The organism is Synechococcus sp. CCY9202 (genome assembly GCF_034931685.1).
Lineage (GTDB): Bacteria > Cyanobacteriota > Cyanobacteriia > PCC-6307 > Cyanobiaceae > CBW1002.
Map to the genome: position 1 here is coordinate 22,630 of NZ_JAYGID010000027.1, position 16,258 is coordinate 38,887.

Consider the following 16,258-nt stretch of genomic DNA (forward strand, 5'->3'; position numbering starts at 1 on the left):
GGCCGCTCACCCCTTGCCATGGCCGCCGAACGGTTGCAGAAACTGATCGCCGCCGCTGGTCTGGGGTCGCGCCGCCGGGCCGAAGACTGGCTGCGCCAGGGGCGGGTGCGGGTCAATGGCGTCGTGGCGGAGCTGGGCGAGCGGGCTGACCCGCAGCTGGACCGGGTCGAGCTGGATGGCCATCGTCTTGGCGAGCGGCTGCCGGCGCGGGTTCTGCTGCTCAACAAACCCGTGGGGGTGCTCTGCAGTTGTCACGATCCCCACGGGCGCACCACCGTGATGGACCTGCTGCCCCTGGCCTGGCGTCAAGGCGATGGCCTGCATCCGGTGGGCCGTCTCGATGCCGACAGCCGCGGCGCCCTGCTGCTCAGCAACGACGGCAGCTTCACCCTGCGGCTCACCCACCCCCGTTATGGCCACCGCAAGACCTATCGGGTGCGGGTGGCCGGACGCCCGGATGCCGCGACCCTGCGCCGCTGGCAGGCCGGGGTTCAGCTCGACGGACGGCCCAGCGCGCCGGTGGGGCTGCGGGTGCTGCGCCAGGGCCGCGAGAGCTGCCTTCTGGAGCTCGAGATGCGTGAGGGGCGCAACCGCCAGATCCGCCGGACCGGCGAACGCCTCGGCCATCCCGTGCTGGATCTCCAACGCACGGAGATCGGTGATCTCACACTCGGTGATCTGGCGGAAGGCCAGTGGCGCGAGCTCGACCCACAAGAATGGGAGGCTCTGGTCGCGTCTGCGTGAACCTCCGCCCCGGTAAGCCCTCGACGCGCTCCGTGCCGCGGCGCCTGTTGGGCTGGCTCCGGCGTTCCCGGCCCGAATCCCCGACCGGCGGTCCCAGCGGGGTCGAACAGGATCCGCTGCTGCTGGCCGGACGGCAGCTGCGGGAGCAGCGCGAGGCCCGCGGCCTCAACCTGCGGGAACTCGCCCAGGAAACCCGCATCAGCACCCCTGTGCTGGAGGCGCTCGAGCGCGGCTGGCGTGACCGCCTGCCGGAGGTGACCTACCTGCGCACCATGCTGCCGTTGATTGAGCGATACCTGGCACTCCCCCCCGGGAGTCTCGATGCGGCCCTGCCTGCGCCGGTGAACGAGGCCCGGCCATCCAGTCGCCGGATGCTGCTGCAGCGCTTCACCCCCGGCTCGATCGATGTCTTCACCACCTGGCAGGGCACGGTGCTCTACGGCCTGCTCACCCTGGGCCTGGTGTACGCGGTGAACCTGCAGCAGCAGCGCCTCGCCGCCGAGGGGTTGCTGAGCTCGAGGCCGATTTCCCCCCTGCCCCGTTCCGAACAGGTGCGGACCCAGGATCCAGCCGCGCAGCTGCTGGCGATTCATCCGGAGTTGCGTCCCCTGACGCTCACGGCCAGAGGTCAGGGGCTCCCCCAGCTGCGGCGGGAGCTGGCCAAGGGAAGCCCGGAGACGCTCGGGGTGCTGAGCCTGGAGCTGGCCGCCCCCAGCCAGGTGGAGATCACCCCCTCCCAGGGAGGAAACACGCGTCTGGAAGGCGTGAACGGCACGCTCAGCCTGCCGATCCTGCCGCCGTTCGCGCTGCGGATCGAACCGGCCGCGGCGGCACGGGCGGTGCGCTGGAACGGGGCGCCGCTGCCCCCCCTGGCTGGCAATCCCGCTGGCCGCTTCCGCTACCCGGCCGTGATCGCCGCCCCCCCGGCGCCGAAACGACCGGAGACTCCCGTCGCTCAGCCCGCTCCTCCCGGACCCACCGGCGAGGAGCGTCCGTAGCGATCCGCCAACCGGCCGAAACCGAGCAGCGGACCTTCCAGGTCGCTGCTCGATCGATTCAGGCGCCAGCACCAGTTCCCACCCGTTGTTCCAGGGGTGTTGAAGCGGGCCCGGTCGTCCAGTTCCAGCAGGTCCTGCAAGGGAACCACCACCAGTTCGGCCTCGGTGGCCAGGGCTGCCTCCAGCAATTGCCAGCCCGGCGCCGTCACGTCAGCGCCGACAACCGCGCGGACCCGGTCGCGGCCGCCCTGATCGAGCCCATCCCACCAGCTGCGGCTGGTGGCGTTGTCGTGGGTGCCGGTGTACACCACCCAGCGGTTGCCGCGGTAGTTGGCCGGCAGGTAGGGATTGTCCGCGTTGCCATCGAAGGCGAACTGGAGGATCTTCATGCCGGGCAGGGCGAAGCTGTCGCGCAGCGCCTCCACCGCTGGCGTGATCACCCCCAGGTCCTCGGCGATCAGGGGCAACCGGCCATCGGGGAGCAACCCGCTGCGCCGCCAGCAGTCGAGCCAGAGCAGCGCCAGCAGGGGCCAGCCTGGGGAGGGCTGCCAGGTGCCGTTCTGGGCGGTGGTGTCGCTGCCGGGGATGCTCCAGTAGGCCTGCAGGGCCCGGAAGTGATCCAGCCTCAGTCGGTCGAACAGCTGAAGCTGGCGACCCAGGCGCCGCAGCCACCAGCGGAACCCCCCCAGCCAGTGGGCGCTCCAGCGGTACACCGGGGTGCCCCAGAGCTGGCCGGTGGCGGAGAAGTAGTCGGGCGGAACACCGCTCTGCTGGGCGAGGCTGCCGTCGAACTGGAGGGAGAACAGGGAGCGGTGACGCCAGACATCGGCGCTGTCGTGGGCCACATAGAAGGGCAGATCACCGATCAGCTGCACGCCGCGGCGGTGGGCATGGCGCTGCAGCCCATCCCACTGACGCTGCAGATGCCACTGCAGCAACCCCTCTTCCAGCAGGGCTGGGCCGTGTTGTTGATCGAGGGTCCGCAGGGCACGGCTGTGGCGGCGGGCCAGGGGGCCGGGCCAGTTCCACCAGGGCTGGCCCTCCTGCAGCCGCCGCAGCACCATGAAACGGCAGTGGTCCCGCAGCCAGGAACGCTGCTGCCGGCGCCAGCGGCCAAAGCTCTGTTTCTGGTCCAGCGGCTGGCTGGCCCAGCGCTGGACCAGCAGACGACCCAGGGCCGCGGCCCGGGCTGGGGCCAGGCTCAGGTCGAGCGGTGCCGGCCCGGGAGCTCCAGCGGAGCTCTCAGCCATCGGCTCGGAGCCATCACTCGGCAGGGCCTCCAGATCGCCAGGCTCGAGAAAGCCCTGGGTCACCAGATCGTCTGCATCCAGCAGCCAGGGATTGAGGGCCGACCCGCTGGGGGAGCTGTAGGGGGAGCCGGTGCCGTCGGTGGGGGCCAGGGGCAGCAGTTGCCAGGCAGCAATGCCCTGATCGGCCAGGAGGTCGATCAGGGCATGGGCGTGCAAACCGAAGGTGCCGCACACCGGCGTGCCCGGCAGGGCAGTGGGATGCAGCAGCACCCCGCAGAGGCGGTCACTCATGGAGAGGGGATGCGGTAGCGCTCAACGATCCGACGGGCGAAGGCGGGGATATGACGCTCCGCCATCTCCGGGTGATGGCGCCGCAGCCACAGGGCATTGCGGGTGAAGTGGGAATCAATCGAGAAGCGGCCGTACTCCAGACCCTGCGGGCCCACCCGCTGCACCAGAAAACCGACCAGTTCGGCCAGCCAACGAGGCAGTTTCAGGGCCTTGTCGTAGGCGTCGATGCCCTGCTGCACGGCGGCACGCCGATCACCGCGGCTGGTGACGGGAGCGGTGTCCAGCTCGGGCTCCACCAGATCCAACAGCACCTGCCCCCTGGGGTTGCGCACCGTGATCCACTGGCGGCCGAAGCTGGCCCCCATGTACCCCACCACCAGATCGGCACCGGCATTGGTGTAGTCGAAGCAACTCAGACAACTGGGGGCGAAGACATCCTTGAGCTTCGGGGTGTCCAGCCCGAAGAACGGAACGGTCTCCTCGCTGCCGTCGCTGTGGCGGAAGTGGATGCGGAAGTCCTGCATGAACTCGTAGTGCACCACCGTCGCGGGAGAGCGGCTGGCGCTTTCGAGGAAGGTCTGCAGGCCTTCGCGACTGACGTTGTCGACGCAGGGCAGCCCCAGCACGTAGAGCTCGTCGAGAGGCAAGGTCGACTGCACGGCCCGCAGGGCCTGGATCTGACAGCCCACGCCGATGGCCAGCAACCTCTGGATGCCGCTGCCGGGCAGCTGCTCCAGCACTTCAAGGTTGGGCGAGAGGGTGGGCTTGTTGACCCGGGCCGCCAGCACCTGCTCGGCGGTGCGGGCCAGTACCGGCACGGGGGTGAAGCGATCGTCAGGGCTCTGGCCCACGCAGAGCACGGCATCGACAAGACCGGTCTCCAGGGCTCGCACGCCGATCCGGCTGACGATGCCGGTCCACTGGGCTCCGGCGATCGGCTGCTGCAGCCGGGCCGAAAGCATCCGCTGCTGCACGCCGAAGTAGAGCTCGTCCTCGTCATCGAGCCGGCGGCTGCGACCGTGGGCGGACGCCTCCATGGTCTCGAAGTTCTGGCTCAGAAAGGCGCAGGCGCGGCGCACGTAGGACACCCAGCGGGTGTCGCAGAGGCCGCACTGACTGCAGAGGTCCTTGGCTGGATAGACGCTGCCCTTGGCCAGGGGGCGGGACCGCTCGTGCGGTGGCGTGGCGGAGCCCGCGGTGGCGCCGGACGGCGTGCTGGAGGCTGCGGTCAAGGAAGGGGGGTGGGCTGACTCCACGGCCCACAACCTATCGGCCACCCGGCCCAGCGGGGCAAATCCCCGGGCTGAGCCAGAGTGGGGGCCACCAGCCCTGCGGGCACCATGCCCCCCATGCGGGACACCGACCCTTCCACCTCCAGCTCCTCAGCGGAACATTCCGCCGCGCCGCGGGTCCGCCCCGTCGGCAAGGGCCATCGCTGGCGAGCCCTGGGCCGTGTCGTCATCGCCCTCGCCGGCGCTGGTCTCGGCATCTCCGTGCTGGGCTGGATCTGGCCCGTTCAGGACTCCCGCAGCCCCGACGACCGCCCCAGCACAGCAAGCGATCTGGCCGAGCCACCACGCCGGCCGATCACGTTGCTGGTGGTGGGGCTGGATTCCGATCGCCTGCCTGGCTCACCCCAGACCCCGCCAGCCACCAGCGCGTCGCCCGCTCAGGACACCGCCGCGAAGGACAACGCCACCGCCGCCAAGCCTGCCCCGAGCCCCAACAGCGACGCGCTGCTGCTGGTGCGGGTCGATCCGGAAGGTCCTCTGCAGGTGCTCGGCCTGCCCACTGAACTGGCCGTGAATCTGCCTGGTCAGAAACGTCCCCAGGCTCTGGGCAGCCTCTACCGCACGGGCGGGGTCGCCCTGACCGGCGATGCGGTGCGCGAACTGCTGAAGCTGGAGCCCGGCGAGCCGGACCGCTATCTGGTGCTCTCCCGCGCCGGACTGCGCAGCCTGGTGGATGCCCTGGGCCGGCTGGAGGTCAATCCACCCCGCAAGATGCTCTACGAAGACAAGGCGCAGGGCTACCGCATTGATCTGCAGAGCGGTCTGCAGCAACTCGACGGTGCCCAGGTGGAGCAGTTGCTGCGCTACCGCGATCCCAGCCTCGGCGAGCTCAGTCGCCGCCAGCAGCAGGAGCTGGTGGTGCTCGCCCTGATTGAGAGCCTGGCTCAGCCGGCCCGCTTGGCCAATCTGCCGGACCTGGTGCAGAAGCTGCGCAGCGAGGTGGACACGAACCTCGAGCCCAGCGAGACCCTCAGCCTGCTGGCCGCTGGTCTGGCCCGCCCTGGGGAGGTGCGCTTCCTGTCGCTGCCGCTGGGGCCGGCCAAAGCGACATACGGCGGCCTGCGGCAGCTCGAGACCAAAGCCCCCCTGCCGCCCTGGAAGACGAAGACCTGAGCGGTCCAGGCTCAGTCCAGCTCAGCCTGTAGCTGCAGCCAGCGAGCCTCCAGGCTGAGCCGCATGGCGTCCATGCCCTGTTCGGTCCACTCCTGCTCGGCGGCCTCCGACAAGACCGCTTCAGGCCGCCCAGCCTCCGGTAGCCAGCCGATCCAGGGCAGTCCGTCACTCCGGCGCCGGGCTGGCTCCCAGGGGCCACCGCCCTGGATCAGGCCGAGCAGGGGCACCTGCCACTGCCGCAGCAGGGCTGTGGTGGCCGCGGGAGCGCCCGTGGCGAGGCTGTCGGCCGGCAGCAGCAGCAGGCTGGGTTGGCGCCAGGCCCCCAGCGCCTCGGCCCAGTGATGCGTTGCAGCGCTGGCCGGATCCTCCAGCAGCAGGCCCGGATCGCGGGGGAGCGCGGCCAGCCAGGGGCCGACGATGGCCTCCAGCTGATGCAGGGCCTGGTGGGGGCAAGCGGCCGGCGTCAGGGTGTGCAGCGGCAGGCCCAGGGCCGCCGCCAGCCGTGGAGCCTGGTCGCTCAGGAGGGCCGCCACCTGGTCGGCTCGGCCGCTTGAGGCCAGCACCACTCTCAGGGGCGTGGCCAGGCCGGAAAACTTCACGCTTGTTCGCACTGGCTGGGACGGGTCGCTTCTACCATCGAAACTCCGCCGTCGCGCTTGCGTCCGCCGTGACCAGTTTCTTGACCGCTGATCGGGTGGAGCAGCAGTCCAGTCCCACCCAGTCAGCCCAGGACACGCGGCGGCTGCGGCTGTTCAGCGGCTCCTCCAACCCCCATCTGGCCCGCGAGATCGCCGCCTACCTGGGGGTTCCGGATGGCCCGTGCGTGATCAAGCGCTTCGCCGACGGCGAGCTGTACATCCAGATTCAGGAGTCGATCCGCGGCTGCGATGTCTTCCTGATCCAGCCCACCTGCGCTCCGGTGAATGATCACCTGATGGAGCTGCTGATCATGGTGGATGCCTGCCGCCGCGCCTCGGCCCGGCAGATCACCGCGGTGATCCCTTATTACGGCTACGCCCGCGCCGACCGCAAGACCGCCGGCCGCGAATCGATCACGGCCAAACTGGTGGCCAATCTGCTGGTCAAGTCCGGTGTGGATCGGGTGCTGGCGATGGACCTGCATTCCTCCCAGATCCAGGGGTATTTCGATATCCCCTGCGATCACATCTACGGCTCACCGGTGCTGGTCGACTATCTCCGCACCCGCAACCTCGGGGAGGTGGTCGTGGTGTCGCCGGATGTGGGTGGGGTGGCCCGGGCCCGCGCCTTCGCCAAGCAGATGAACGATGCCCCCCTGGCGATCATCGACAAACGGCGCAGTGGTCACAACGTGGCCGAGAGCCTCACCGTGATCGGGGATGTGGCCGACAAAACCGCCGTGTTGATCGACGACATGATCGACACCGGCGGCACCATCTACCAGGGCGCCAAGCTGCTGCGGGAACGGGGTGCTGCCCGGGTGCTCGCCTGCGCCACCCATGCCGTGTTCTCGCCGCCGGCGGTGGAGCGCCTCTCCACCCCTGGCCTGTTCGAAGAAGTGGTGGTGACCAACAGCATCCCGTTGGTCCCGGAGCGCTCGTTCCCGCAGCTCCAGGTTCTCTCGGTGGCCAACATGCTTGGAGAAGCGATCTGGCGTATTCATGAAGAGAGCTCCGTCAGCTCGATGTTCCGCTGAGTCGCAGCATCCCCTCTACAGGCTGCTGAGACTGGGCGGCGCCCTGGCGCTGGCAGCAGCCTTCGTCTGCGGCCCTGCGGCCGTCCCAACCGGTGCGGGGGAGCGCGATCGGCGAGCTCCGGCCCCCAATCGCTCCGCGCCGCAGTCCCAACCCCGCCCGCGCCTGCAGGATCTGCTGCAGGCCAGTGGTGGCCGGCGTGTCGGGGTGTGGCTCACGAACAGTCCGAGCCCGCTGTACTACGACGCCGGCAGGATCGAGCGGGCGGTTCAGGAGCTCGCCGATGCCGGCTTCAACACCCTCTACCCCAACGTCTGGAGCCGAGGCACCACTTTCCACCGCAGCCGCTGGGCGCCCATGGAGCCGGCCCTGCTGCGGGCCGGTGCCGACCTCGATCCGATCTGCCGGCTCACCCAAGCCGCCCAGCGCCGCGGCCTGCAGGTGATTCCCTGGTTCGAATACGGCCTGATGGAGCCGGCCGATGCGGAGGTGGTACGCCGCCATCCTGAGTGGCTGCTCCAGCGGCGCGATGGCAGCAGCCTCTATGCGATGCATGGCGCCGATCTGCGCACATCGCCGCTGAAGGACCTGCGAGTGTGGCTCAATCCGGCCCATCCGGGAGTGCGCAGCCGCTTCATCGGTCTGGTCAGCGAGATCGTGCAGCGCTGCGGAGTGGACGGCATCCAGCTCGACGACCACTTCGCCTGGCCCGTGGATCTGGGCTACGACCCCTACACCCGGGCGCTCTACCGCGCCGAGACCGGCCGCGAACCACCCGACAACGCCACCGACCGGGACTGGATGCGCTGGCGGCGGCAGCAACTCACCGGGCTGCTGCGGGATCTGCGCAGCTCCCTCGGCAAGCTGGATCGGGATCGGCGCACGGTGGTGAGCCTCTCGCCCGGCCCGTTCCGTTTCGCCTACAACCACTGGCTGCAGGACTGGGAGCTGTGGGCGCTGGGGGAACTGATCGACGACCTGGTGGTGCAGAACTACGCCTATTCCGTGGCCGGTTTCGCCAAGGATCTCAATCAGCCGGCCCTGGTGAAGGCGCGGCAGTGGGGCATGCCGGTGGAGATCGGCATCCTGGCCGGCTTCGGGGGCCGCACGCCGCCGATGAGCCAGCTGGAGGAGAAGGCGCGCCTGGCGGCCCAGCGGGGCCACGGCGTCATTTACTTCTACTGGGAAGGGCTCTGGGGCCAGCACGCCGGACCGGAGGGGGGCGCCCAGAGGAAGGCCGCTTTCCGCCGACTGCATGGGCAGATCTTTCGCTGAAGGCTGTTTCGCTGAGCCGCGGCTCGCCTCGGCCATCGTGCTGTGCCCGCTGAAGCGCCCTCAGCCCAGGCACTGCTCCACCACCTCGCGGGTGTTGGAGGACAACGGTGCGGCCGCCAACAGGTTCAGGGCCTCGGCCATTCGCTCGCGCCGCTCGGGGCCATAACTCCGCCAGCGGCTGAACACCTTCGCCAGGCGTGAGGCCGTGATCGGGTTGCGGCCGTCGAGGGCGGCGATCTGCTCCGTCAGGAAGCGGTAGCCACGGCCATCGGCGGCATGAAAGACCACCGCGTTGCCTGCCAGGCCGCCCAGCACCGCCCGGACGGAATTGGGAGCCATGGGATCGAAGCGCGGGTGCTCCAGCAGACGCGCCACCCGTTCCAGGCCATCGGCGAAGGGCGCCCCGGCCTCCAGGGCGAACCAGGCATCGAGGATCACGGGCCGGTCCTGCCAGCGCTCAAAGAAGGCCGCCATCGCCTCCTGCCGCTCCGGGATGGCATGGGCCTGCAGCGCCTGCAGTCCGCAACGGGACAGGGTCATCGATGGCCCGTGCACCGCATCCCGGGCCATTGCTGCCATCGCCCCGTCGCCGGCGGCGATCCGCCAGGCCCAGATCCGGCCGGTGAGCATGCGGGCGCCGCTGCCCTGCGGCCATTCCATCCCCCAATAGGCCCGGCAGCGTTCCAGGGTGTGGGCCAGCAGCTCCGCATGGGCCTCACCGAAGCGGCGCTGGAGGGCCAGCCCGGCAGCGACCAGAGCCGGAGGATCAGGTTCCACCATGGCCTCCTCCAGCTCCGCCATCCCAGGAGCGACCAACAGGATGCTGCGGCTCGCCTCCGCGAGGGAGGGATCGCTGAGGATGCGGCCGAAGGCATCGATCAGTTCCTCCTCCAGCTGGTCATGGGGCTGCCCGCTGGCTCGGGCGACCAGGGCCTTGCGCAGCAACACCTGGCTCGCATCCCAGCGAGCGAAAGGGTCGCTGTCGCTGGCCAGCAGATGCACCAGCTCGGCGGTGGAACGGCCGATCTCCAGCCGAACCGGAGCCGAGAAACCCCGCAGCAACGACAGGGCCGGCGGATGGCCCTCCGGCGGCAAGCCCTCGAAGCGCAGCTGCTGTTCCGCCTGATCGATCACCAGCAGGCGGCTCTCCTTGCCCCAGGCGCCCTGAAGCTCGGCGGCGGCCGCCTGCGAGGGCGACTCCCCGGCCAGGCGCAGGGGCAGGGGCTGGCCCGCCCGATCCACCAGGCCCAGCACCAGCGGAATCACCAGGGGCTGCTTGTCGGGCTGGCCCGGCGTGGGCGGGGTGTGCTGCCGCAGGGTGAGCTCCAGCACCCCCGCCGCACCATCCCAGCGGCGGTTCACCTGCAGCACCGGCGTGCCGGCCTGGTGGTACCAACGCCGGAACTGGGCGAAATCGAAGCTGGCAGAGCCGGCCGCTGCGTCTTCCATCGCCTGCACGAAGTCCTGGCAGGTGGCCGCGGTGCCGTCATGGCGCTCCACATAGAGGGCCATGCCGCGCTGGAAGGTCTCGGCACCAAGCAGCGTGTGCAGAGCGCGAATCAGTTCCGATCCCTTTTCGTAGATCGTGGTGGTATAGAAGTTATCGATCGCCTGGTAGTGATCCGGCTGCACCGGATGGGCCGTGGGGCCGGCATCTTCGCGGAACTGGGTATTGCGCAGCAGCGAGACATTCTCGATTCGCTTCAGGGCCGCTCCATGCAGGTCCGCGCTGAAGCACTGATCGCGAAAGACGGTCAGCCCCTCCTTGAGCGAGAGCTGGAACCAGTCGCGACAGGTGATGCGATTGCCGGTCCAATTATGAAAGTATTCGTGTGCGATCACACTCTCGATCCGCTCCAGTTCCGCATCGGTGGCGGTTTCGGCATCGGCCAGCACCAGCTTGGAATTGAAGATATTCAGGCTCTTGTTTTCCATCGCGCCCATGTTGAAGTGGCGCACCGCGACGATGTTGAACTCATCGAGGTCGTACTCCAGGCCGTACACCTGTTCATCCCAGGCCATCGCCCGTTTGAGCGAAGCCATGGCATGGCCGGTGTAGGGGCTGTCGCCCGGTTCCACGTGGATCCGCAGCAGCACGGAACGACCCGAGGCTGTGGTGAACTGATCGCGCACCTCCTCAAGGCGTCCGGCCACCAGGGCGAACAGATAGGAGGGTTTGGGGAAGGGATCGTCCCAGATGGCGTAGTGGCGTTCGGCTTCGCTGCCCGCTTCGGCCTCGAGACTTCCGGTTTCGACACAGTTGCCATTGGAGAGCAGCACCGGGCAGGCGGAGCGATTTGCTTCGATCCGCACCCGGAAGCGGCTGAGCAGATCCGGGCGGTCGGGGTGGAAGGTGATGCGCCGGAACCCCTCGGCTTCGCACTGGGTGGTGTAGAGCCCGCCACTCACGTACAGGCCTTCCAGGGTTGTGTTGGTCTCGGGGTGCAGGCGAACGCGGCTGTGCAACAGGAACGGCCGCGCTGGTGGCTCCAGGATCCGCAACTGCCCTTGCATGTGCTGGATCGCCGCCGCGGCGACGGGCTCGCCATCGAGGCTGAGATCGAGCAGCTCAAGATCGAGCCCCTGCAGCAGCAGGGACTCGGGATGGCCGTCTTCCGTCGGCACGGCCGCCGGATTGGGCCGGAACGCCAGCGCTGCCTCCACCTCCGTGTGGTCAGGGAACAGCCGCACCGTCAGGTCGACGCGATCCAGAAGGAAGGGCGCGGGACGGTAGTCCGCGAGGCGCACAACGGCCATGGAGTTGGCAGAGCGGGGGGAATCGGCCTGGATGGCCAGCGAAAGAACAGAAACCGCGCGGGGCTGAGCCTTGCGACGGTTGAGACAACTCGACCTATTGGGCCGTGGGCCCCGGGGCGGCCGCGCCCCGAGGCGCTGGAGCTGCCTCGCTCTGCTTGAGAGCCTCCTGCACCTTTTTCATCACCTCGGGTGGCACATCCTTGGGGCACACCTCGGAAGCCCCAAGCACGGCCGAATTGATCGAACCGCGCCGCAGCTCCTCGATCGAGAGGGGCTTGCTGCCGACCTGCTGGATGGCGCCATCGTGCTGGCCCTGGATCAGCTGGGCGATGGTCTCACCAGCGATGCTCACGGCCTTGTCGAATTCCACCCCGGCTGAGCGGGCGATGCAGACATTCACCGCCGCGATGCGGGTGTAGAGCGACATCTCCTCCTCGGTGGCAGGAGCCGCCAGGGCGGCCAAAGGATCCAGCACCAGGGGGAGTGTCAGAAGAGGGGCGGCCAGAAGAGGAGTAACCAGCAGGGAAAAACGACGGCTTAGCAGGGAGGTCAAGACTCTGGCCATGGTGAGCCTCCATGCTGCTGCATCGTTCCTGGGCCGTCAGTCGGACGGGACAGCCGCAAGCGTGTCGCTTGGCAGACGGGAATCGTGATGGGTCTCCACCAGGTGGAGGCTGCCGTCCAACCAGGCATAGATCGAGCGGGCCCGGAAACGATCCTGATCCACCAGGCGGATGTGATCGAGGATCTGCCAGCCCTCGTCGATGGATTTCAGGATGAGTTCATGCTCGTCGACCTGGCGGAGCTGGGATTCAGTGGGAGACCTGAACGGGTAGCCGCAGGACCCTTGCAACTGGTGCCCACAGAGGTGGGCGGTGATTGAGCCCGCACGCTGGTAGCCAGGCTTGCGCTCGATCAGGCCCTCGGCGTGCTCCGACCACCAGGTGAAGCGGTAGGCGGTCTCGCCCTCGATCGAGGGGCTGATCTCCTCGATGCGCAGCTGGATATCGAGCTGCAGGATCTCGTCGTCGGGAAAGTAGAGCGTGCGCCGCGACCGCCACAGCCCCAGGTTGCGGTGGAACCAGCGCCGCAGGCTGCTGTCGAGCTGGATGCGGCTGCGGTGAATCGGTGCGGGCATGCCCCCCTCCGAGACGGGAATCCTTCTGCCGATCAGAGGATGCATGAATGGAGCTCGGTTTGGAGGTCTGGATCGGGCCTGCCCTCCCCTCGCCACGGTCTAGACGGGTTCTGCCAGATTGGCCACCCGGCATAGGGTGGACTCTGCTGCCTGGGAGGCGCGGCTGTGGCGGCGGAACCTGTGCTGAATGCCCCCGTAAGCGGCGAACGCTTGCGCGACACTGCTGACCATGCCGGTTCGCCACCCCACCAGTGGCCACCCTCCGCTGCGGAAGATCACGGCCCCGAAGCGCCTGTCAGGGGGCTGAGACTCCTGCTGGTGGCCACGCGTCAGCACCTGGCCGGACCCGATCTGCGCAGCCTGATGCGCTATCTCAAAAGCGAGGACTGCACCGCGGACCTGCGATTGGAGGTCGTGGATCCGGTGCTGCATCCGGAGCTGCTGGAGCTGCACCGTCTGGTGGCCACACCCGCCCTGGTGAAACTTGAGCCTGCTCCGAAGCAGGTGTTTGCTGGCAACACCCTCACCCAGCAGCTGCGCAACTGGGTGCCGCGCTGGCAACAGGCTGAGGTCGCGGCCACCCTGGCCGTCGGGCTTGAGACCCCCCTGGTCGACAGTGGCCGTACACCGCGCGAGCAGCTTCTGGAAGATCAGCTCCTGGTGATGAGGCAGGAGAACGAGACCCTGATTGAACGCCTGGAAGGCCAGGAAAAGCTGCTGCGGATGGTGGCCCACGAGCTGCGAACCCCGCTCACGGTGGCCAAACTGGCGCTGCAGAGCCACTGCCTCGGCCAGATCGATGAGATCCGCTTTCGGGACGTCTTGCGTCGACGTTTCGACGACATGGAGTCTCTCTCCAAGGAATTACTCGAGGTGGGCACCACCCGCTGGGAAGCCCTGTTCAATCCCCAGCGCCTCGCCCTGGGTCATGTGGCAGCGGAGGCCATCCTTGAACTCGAGAAGCTCTGGGTGGGCCGGGAAGTGGAACTGGTCACCGACATCCCCGGTGACTTGCCGGATGTGTTTGCCGATCCACGCCGCATGCGCCAGGTGTTCCTCAACCTGCTGGAGAACGCCTTCAAGTACACACCCGGTGGAGGCCGCGTCAGTTTTCGCCTCTGGCACCGCACCAGCCAGTGGGTGGAGGTGATCGTCTGCGACAGCGGCCCTGGCATCCCCGACGACGAGCAGGAACGGATCTTCCAGGACAGGGTGCGCCTACCCCAGACCTCCGGCAGCACATCCGGCTATGGGGTTGGGCTGGCGGTGTGCCGCCGCATCGCTGAAGTGCATGGTGGCCGCATCTGGGTGGTCTCGGAGCCCGAGCGTGGAGCCTGTTTCCATGTCACCGTTCCTGTCTGGAATGGCCAGGTGCGTTCGCCTAACCCTTCCAGCTAGACACCCTCGGCAAAGGGATTGCGGCCCGGCGTTTCAGCTTGACGAAGGGTCCGTCCGAACCGTAGGTTCTCTCCATCGGCGAGGCGGCATCTAACCGTTCCCACCGAGTCCATGCCCCCATCGTCTAGAGGCCTAGGACACCTCCCTTTCACGGAGGCGACAGGGGTTCGAATCCCCTTGGGGGTATGCAAGATCAGCGGCATGAAAGCCGCTTTTTTTGTGCTCAGACGTTCTGCATTCCAATCTGGCATCTTCCTTCTGAGCCAGATTTGGTTTGCCACGTTGCAGGCTTTCTGCAGTGGCGCGGATTCAGGGGCAGAACCGTTGACTCAGGCCTGCAGGGCTGCTCGCCTGAGGGCCTCCTGCTGGACTCCACGCAGATTGGCGGCGAGATCGTCGCGCAGACGCTGCTCGATCAGGCCGATCGGCATGCCGGGTTTGCCTTGCACCAGCAATTCGTACAGCAGGGAGGTGCCGGAGGAATCCCGGTCCACGATCCATGCCCCCTCGAAGCGACGGAAATCGCCACGCACCATTCGAAAATCCAGACGCCCCTCAGGCTGACGCTCCTGAAGCTCCAGCTCCACCGCCGCGCTGAAACGCAGACCGCAGAACTGCTGGGTCCCGATCTGCTCCAGACCCACAGTGCAGCCTCGGCGCCAGAGCAGCCGCGAGACTGCCAGGTTGGGGATGAAGCGGCAGAGCCCTTCGTAATCGGTGAGAACGGTCCAGAGCCAGCCAGGATCCAGATCAAGACGCAACTGGACCGCGAGCCGCCTGGTCCCTTGGGGAAGACGCTCCATCTCCTGCTGGATGGTGTCGAGTCTGCAACTGGGTTCGCTGGAGGGGAGTTGCAGGGCGCGGGAGAGGGAGACGGGAACGGAAACGGTGGCCAAGGGCTGCACCAGAACGGTTCGTGGGGAGGGTTGGCGCCAGCCGAGCACTCTGGAGTGGGATCGGCCTGGAAGCTGCAACCCTAACCGCGATTGGGAGTGGCAGGCACAGATTCTCTATGATCAAACCGATTTTTGAGAGGACTGAGCTCGAATGCGTGTCTCCACCAGCGCTGCCACTCAGTCCGATGGGCGGATGTTCACCGTTGTGGTCCAAGGCTTTGGGGTGGGCCGGCAGCGCCAGGGGGAGCGTCGTTTCACCGTCCCCTACAACCGGATGCAGGCCCTGGTCCAGACCATCGCCCAGCAGGGTGGACGCATCACGGCCGTTGTTCCCGCCGACCAGGGAGCCACCCAGGCTGAGCCGGCTCCGGCTGCCGCTCCTGCCCCCGAGGCCCCATCCCCAGCACCCAAATCCGTGAAAGCAGCTCCGAGCCACGCCGCCGTGCCGGTCAACCTCTACAAGCCGAAATCCCCTTTCGTCGGCACTGTCACCGAGAACTACAGCCTCCTGGCGGAAGGCGCCATCGGCCGGGTGAACCACATCACGTTTGATCTGGCCGGCGGTGATCCCCAGCTCCACTACGTGGAAGGCCAGAGCATCGGCATCATTCCCGACGGCAGCGACGCCAACGGCAAGCCCCACAAGCTGCGCCTCTATTCGATCGCCAGCACCCGCCATGGCGACAACATGGCGGGCCACACCGTGTCGCTGTGCGTGCGTCAGCTTCAGTACGAAAAGGACGGTGAGACCATCAACGGCGTCTGCTCCACCTTCCTCTGCGATATCGAACCGGGCGCCAAGGTGAAGATCACCGGCCCGGTGGGTAAGGAGATGCTTCTTCCCGAGGATGAAGAGGCGAACGTGATCATGTTGGCCACCGGAACCGGCATCGCTCCGATGCGGGCCTATCTGCGTCGCATGTTCGAACCGACCGAGCGCGAGAAGAACGGCTGGAACTTCCGGGGCAAGGCCTGGTTGTTCATGGGAGTCCCCAAGACCCCCAACCTGCTGTATGACGCCGACTTCGAGCACTATCTGAGCCAGTATCCCGACAACTTCCGCTACACCAAGGCGATCAGCCGTGAGCAGCAGAATGCCAAGGGCGGCCGGATGTACATCCAGGATCGGGTGCTCGAGCATGCCGATGAGATCTTCACCATGATCGAACATCCCAAGACGCACGTCTACATGTGCGGTCTGCGCGGCATGGAACCCGGCATCGACGAGGCCATGACCGCCGCTGCCTCGGCCAAGGGAATCAACTGGTCTGAGCTGCGTCCCCAGCTCAAGAAGGCCGAGCGCTGGCACGTCGAGACCTACTGAACGAGACCGGATTGATCCGCAGATCTGCTTCGAACGTCAACAATCGTTTGACCCAAATCAATCAGGCCTTCAGAACAGACAAGTCCGCCTTTGGCGGACTTTTTTATGG

14 protein-coding genes and 1 tRNA gene are annotated in these 16,258 nt (G+C 67.6%); 8 read left to right on the forward strand and 7 right to left on the reverse strand.

All coding sequences use genetic code 11. The annotated features are described in order from the left end of the window. Positions 1-18 precede the first annotated feature (18 nt). On the forward strand, positions 19-744 hold the full coding sequence (locus VB777_RS03695) for a pseudouridine synthase (RefSeq protein ID WP_323247189.1): 726 nt from the start codon (positions 19-21) through the stop codon (positions 742-744). Further along, a complete protein-coding gene (locus VB777_RS03700; RefSeq protein WP_323247191.1) occupies positions 741-1,742 on the forward strand; it encodes a helix-turn-helix domain-containing protein in 1,002 nt (333 codons plus the stop codon). Before VB777_RS03695 ends, VB777_RS03700 begins: the two co-directional genes overlap by 4 nt. Here the strand turns inward: VB777_RS03700 and malQ are convergent. Together malQ and VB777_RS03710 are read right to left on the reverse strand one after the other, a co-directional pair. Next, positions 1,700-3,283 (reverse strand): 4-alpha-glucanotransferase, encoded by a 1,584-nt coding sequence (malQ, locus tag VB777_RS03705; RefSeq protein WP_323247192.1) that lies wholly within the window; start codon positions 3,281-3,283, stop codon positions 1,700-1,702. The genes VB777_RS03700 and malQ overlap by 43 nt on opposite strands. After that, positions 3,280-4,515 carry a Coenzyme F420 hydrogenase/dehydrogenase, beta subunit C-terminal domain gene (locus tag VB777_RS03710; protein ID WP_322757442.1) on the reverse strand — a complete coding sequence of 412 codons (1,236 nt, stop codon included), beginning with the start codon at positions 4,513-4,515 and terminating at the stop codon, positions 3,280-3,282. The genes malQ and VB777_RS03710 overlap by 4 nt, the downstream gene beginning before the upstream one ends. Before the next feature lie 117 nt (positions 4,516-4,632). On the opposite strand from VB777_RS03710, the gene VB777_RS03715 reads away from it, so the two are divergent. After that, positions 4,633-5,688 (forward strand): LCP family protein, encoded by a 1,056-nt coding sequence (locus VB777_RS03715; protein ID WP_197153966.1) that lies wholly within the window; start codon positions 4,633-4,635, stop codon positions 5,686-5,688. 11 nt (positions 5,689-5,699) lie between these two features. On the opposite strand, the gene VB777_RS03720 is transcribed toward VB777_RS03715, so the two are convergent. Next, on the reverse strand, positions 5,700-6,287 hold the full coding sequence (locus VB777_RS03720; RefSeq protein ID WP_323247194.1) for a hypothetical protein: 588 nt from the start codon (positions 6,285-6,287) through the stop codon (positions 5,700-5,702). Positions 6,288-6,355: 68 nt separating this feature from the next. Between VB777_RS03720 and VB777_RS03725 the strand changes: the two genes are divergently transcribed. Next, complete coding sequence (locus VB777_RS03725; protein ID WP_197153964.1) at positions 6,356-7,363, forward strand: ribose-phosphate pyrophosphokinase; 1,008 nt, start codon at positions 6,356-6,358, stop codon at positions 7,361-7,363. After that, entirely contained in the window at positions 7,329-8,636 is a 1,308-nt protein-coding gene (locus tag VB777_RS03730) for a glycoside hydrolase family 10 protein (protein WP_322757445.1), read from the forward strand. Before VB777_RS03725 ends, VB777_RS03730 begins: the two co-directional genes overlap by 35 nt. A gap of 60 nt (positions 8,637-8,696) precedes the next feature. Here VB777_RS03730 and pepN read toward each other — a convergent pair whose 3' ends face one another. The 3 genes from pepN to VB777_RS03745 all read right to left on the reverse strand — a co-directional run bounded on the left by pepN (position 8,697) and on the right by VB777_RS03745 (position 12,576). Then, positions 8,697-11,393 (reverse strand): aminopeptidase N, encoded by a 2,697-nt coding sequence (pepN, locus tag VB777_RS03735; protein WP_322757446.1) that lies wholly within the window; start codon positions 11,391-11,393, stop codon positions 8,697-8,699. Between the two features lie 94 nt (positions 11,394-11,487). Then, positions 11,488-11,946: a cAMP phosphodiesterase gene (locus VB777_RS03740; RefSeq protein WP_323247198.1), complete on the reverse strand. Its 459-nt coding sequence runs from the start codon at positions 11,944-11,946 to the stop codon at positions 11,488-11,490. Between the two features lie 48 nt (positions 11,947-11,994). Next, positions 11,995-12,576, reverse strand: coding sequence for a hypothetical protein (locus VB777_RS03745; protein ID WP_323247200.1), 582 nt, complete (start codon positions 12,574-12,576; stop codon positions 11,995-11,997). Between the two features lie 258 nt (positions 12,577-12,834). Here VB777_RS03745 and VB777_RS03750 point away from each other — a divergent pair, with 258 nt between their 5' ends. Both VB777_RS03750 and VB777_RS03755 read left to right on the forward strand, forming a co-directional pair. Next, on the forward strand, positions 12,835-13,929 hold the full coding sequence (locus VB777_RS03750) for a histidine kinase (protein ID WP_231598277.1): 1,095 nt from the start codon (positions 12,835-12,837) through the stop codon (positions 13,927-13,929). 113 nt (positions 13,930-14,042) lie between these two features. Next, positions 14,043-14,115, forward strand: a tRNA-Glu gene (locus tag VB777_RS03755). Positions 14,116-14,258: 143 nt separating this feature from the next. On the opposite strand, the gene VB777_RS03760 is transcribed toward VB777_RS03755, so the two are convergent. Then, positions 14,259-14,732: an SRPBCC family protein gene (locus VB777_RS03760; protein ID WP_197159149.1), complete on the reverse strand. Its 474-nt coding sequence runs from the start codon at positions 14,730-14,732 to the stop codon at positions 14,259-14,261. A gap of 244 nt (positions 14,733-14,976) precedes the next feature. On the opposite strand from VB777_RS03760, the gene VB777_RS03765 reads away from it, so the two are divergent. Then, a complete protein-coding gene (locus tag VB777_RS03765) occupies positions 14,977-16,149 on the forward strand; it encodes a phycobilisome linker polypeptide (RefSeq protein WP_323247202.1) in 1,173 nt (390 codons plus the stop codon). Positions 16,150-16,258 lie beyond the last annotated feature (109 nt).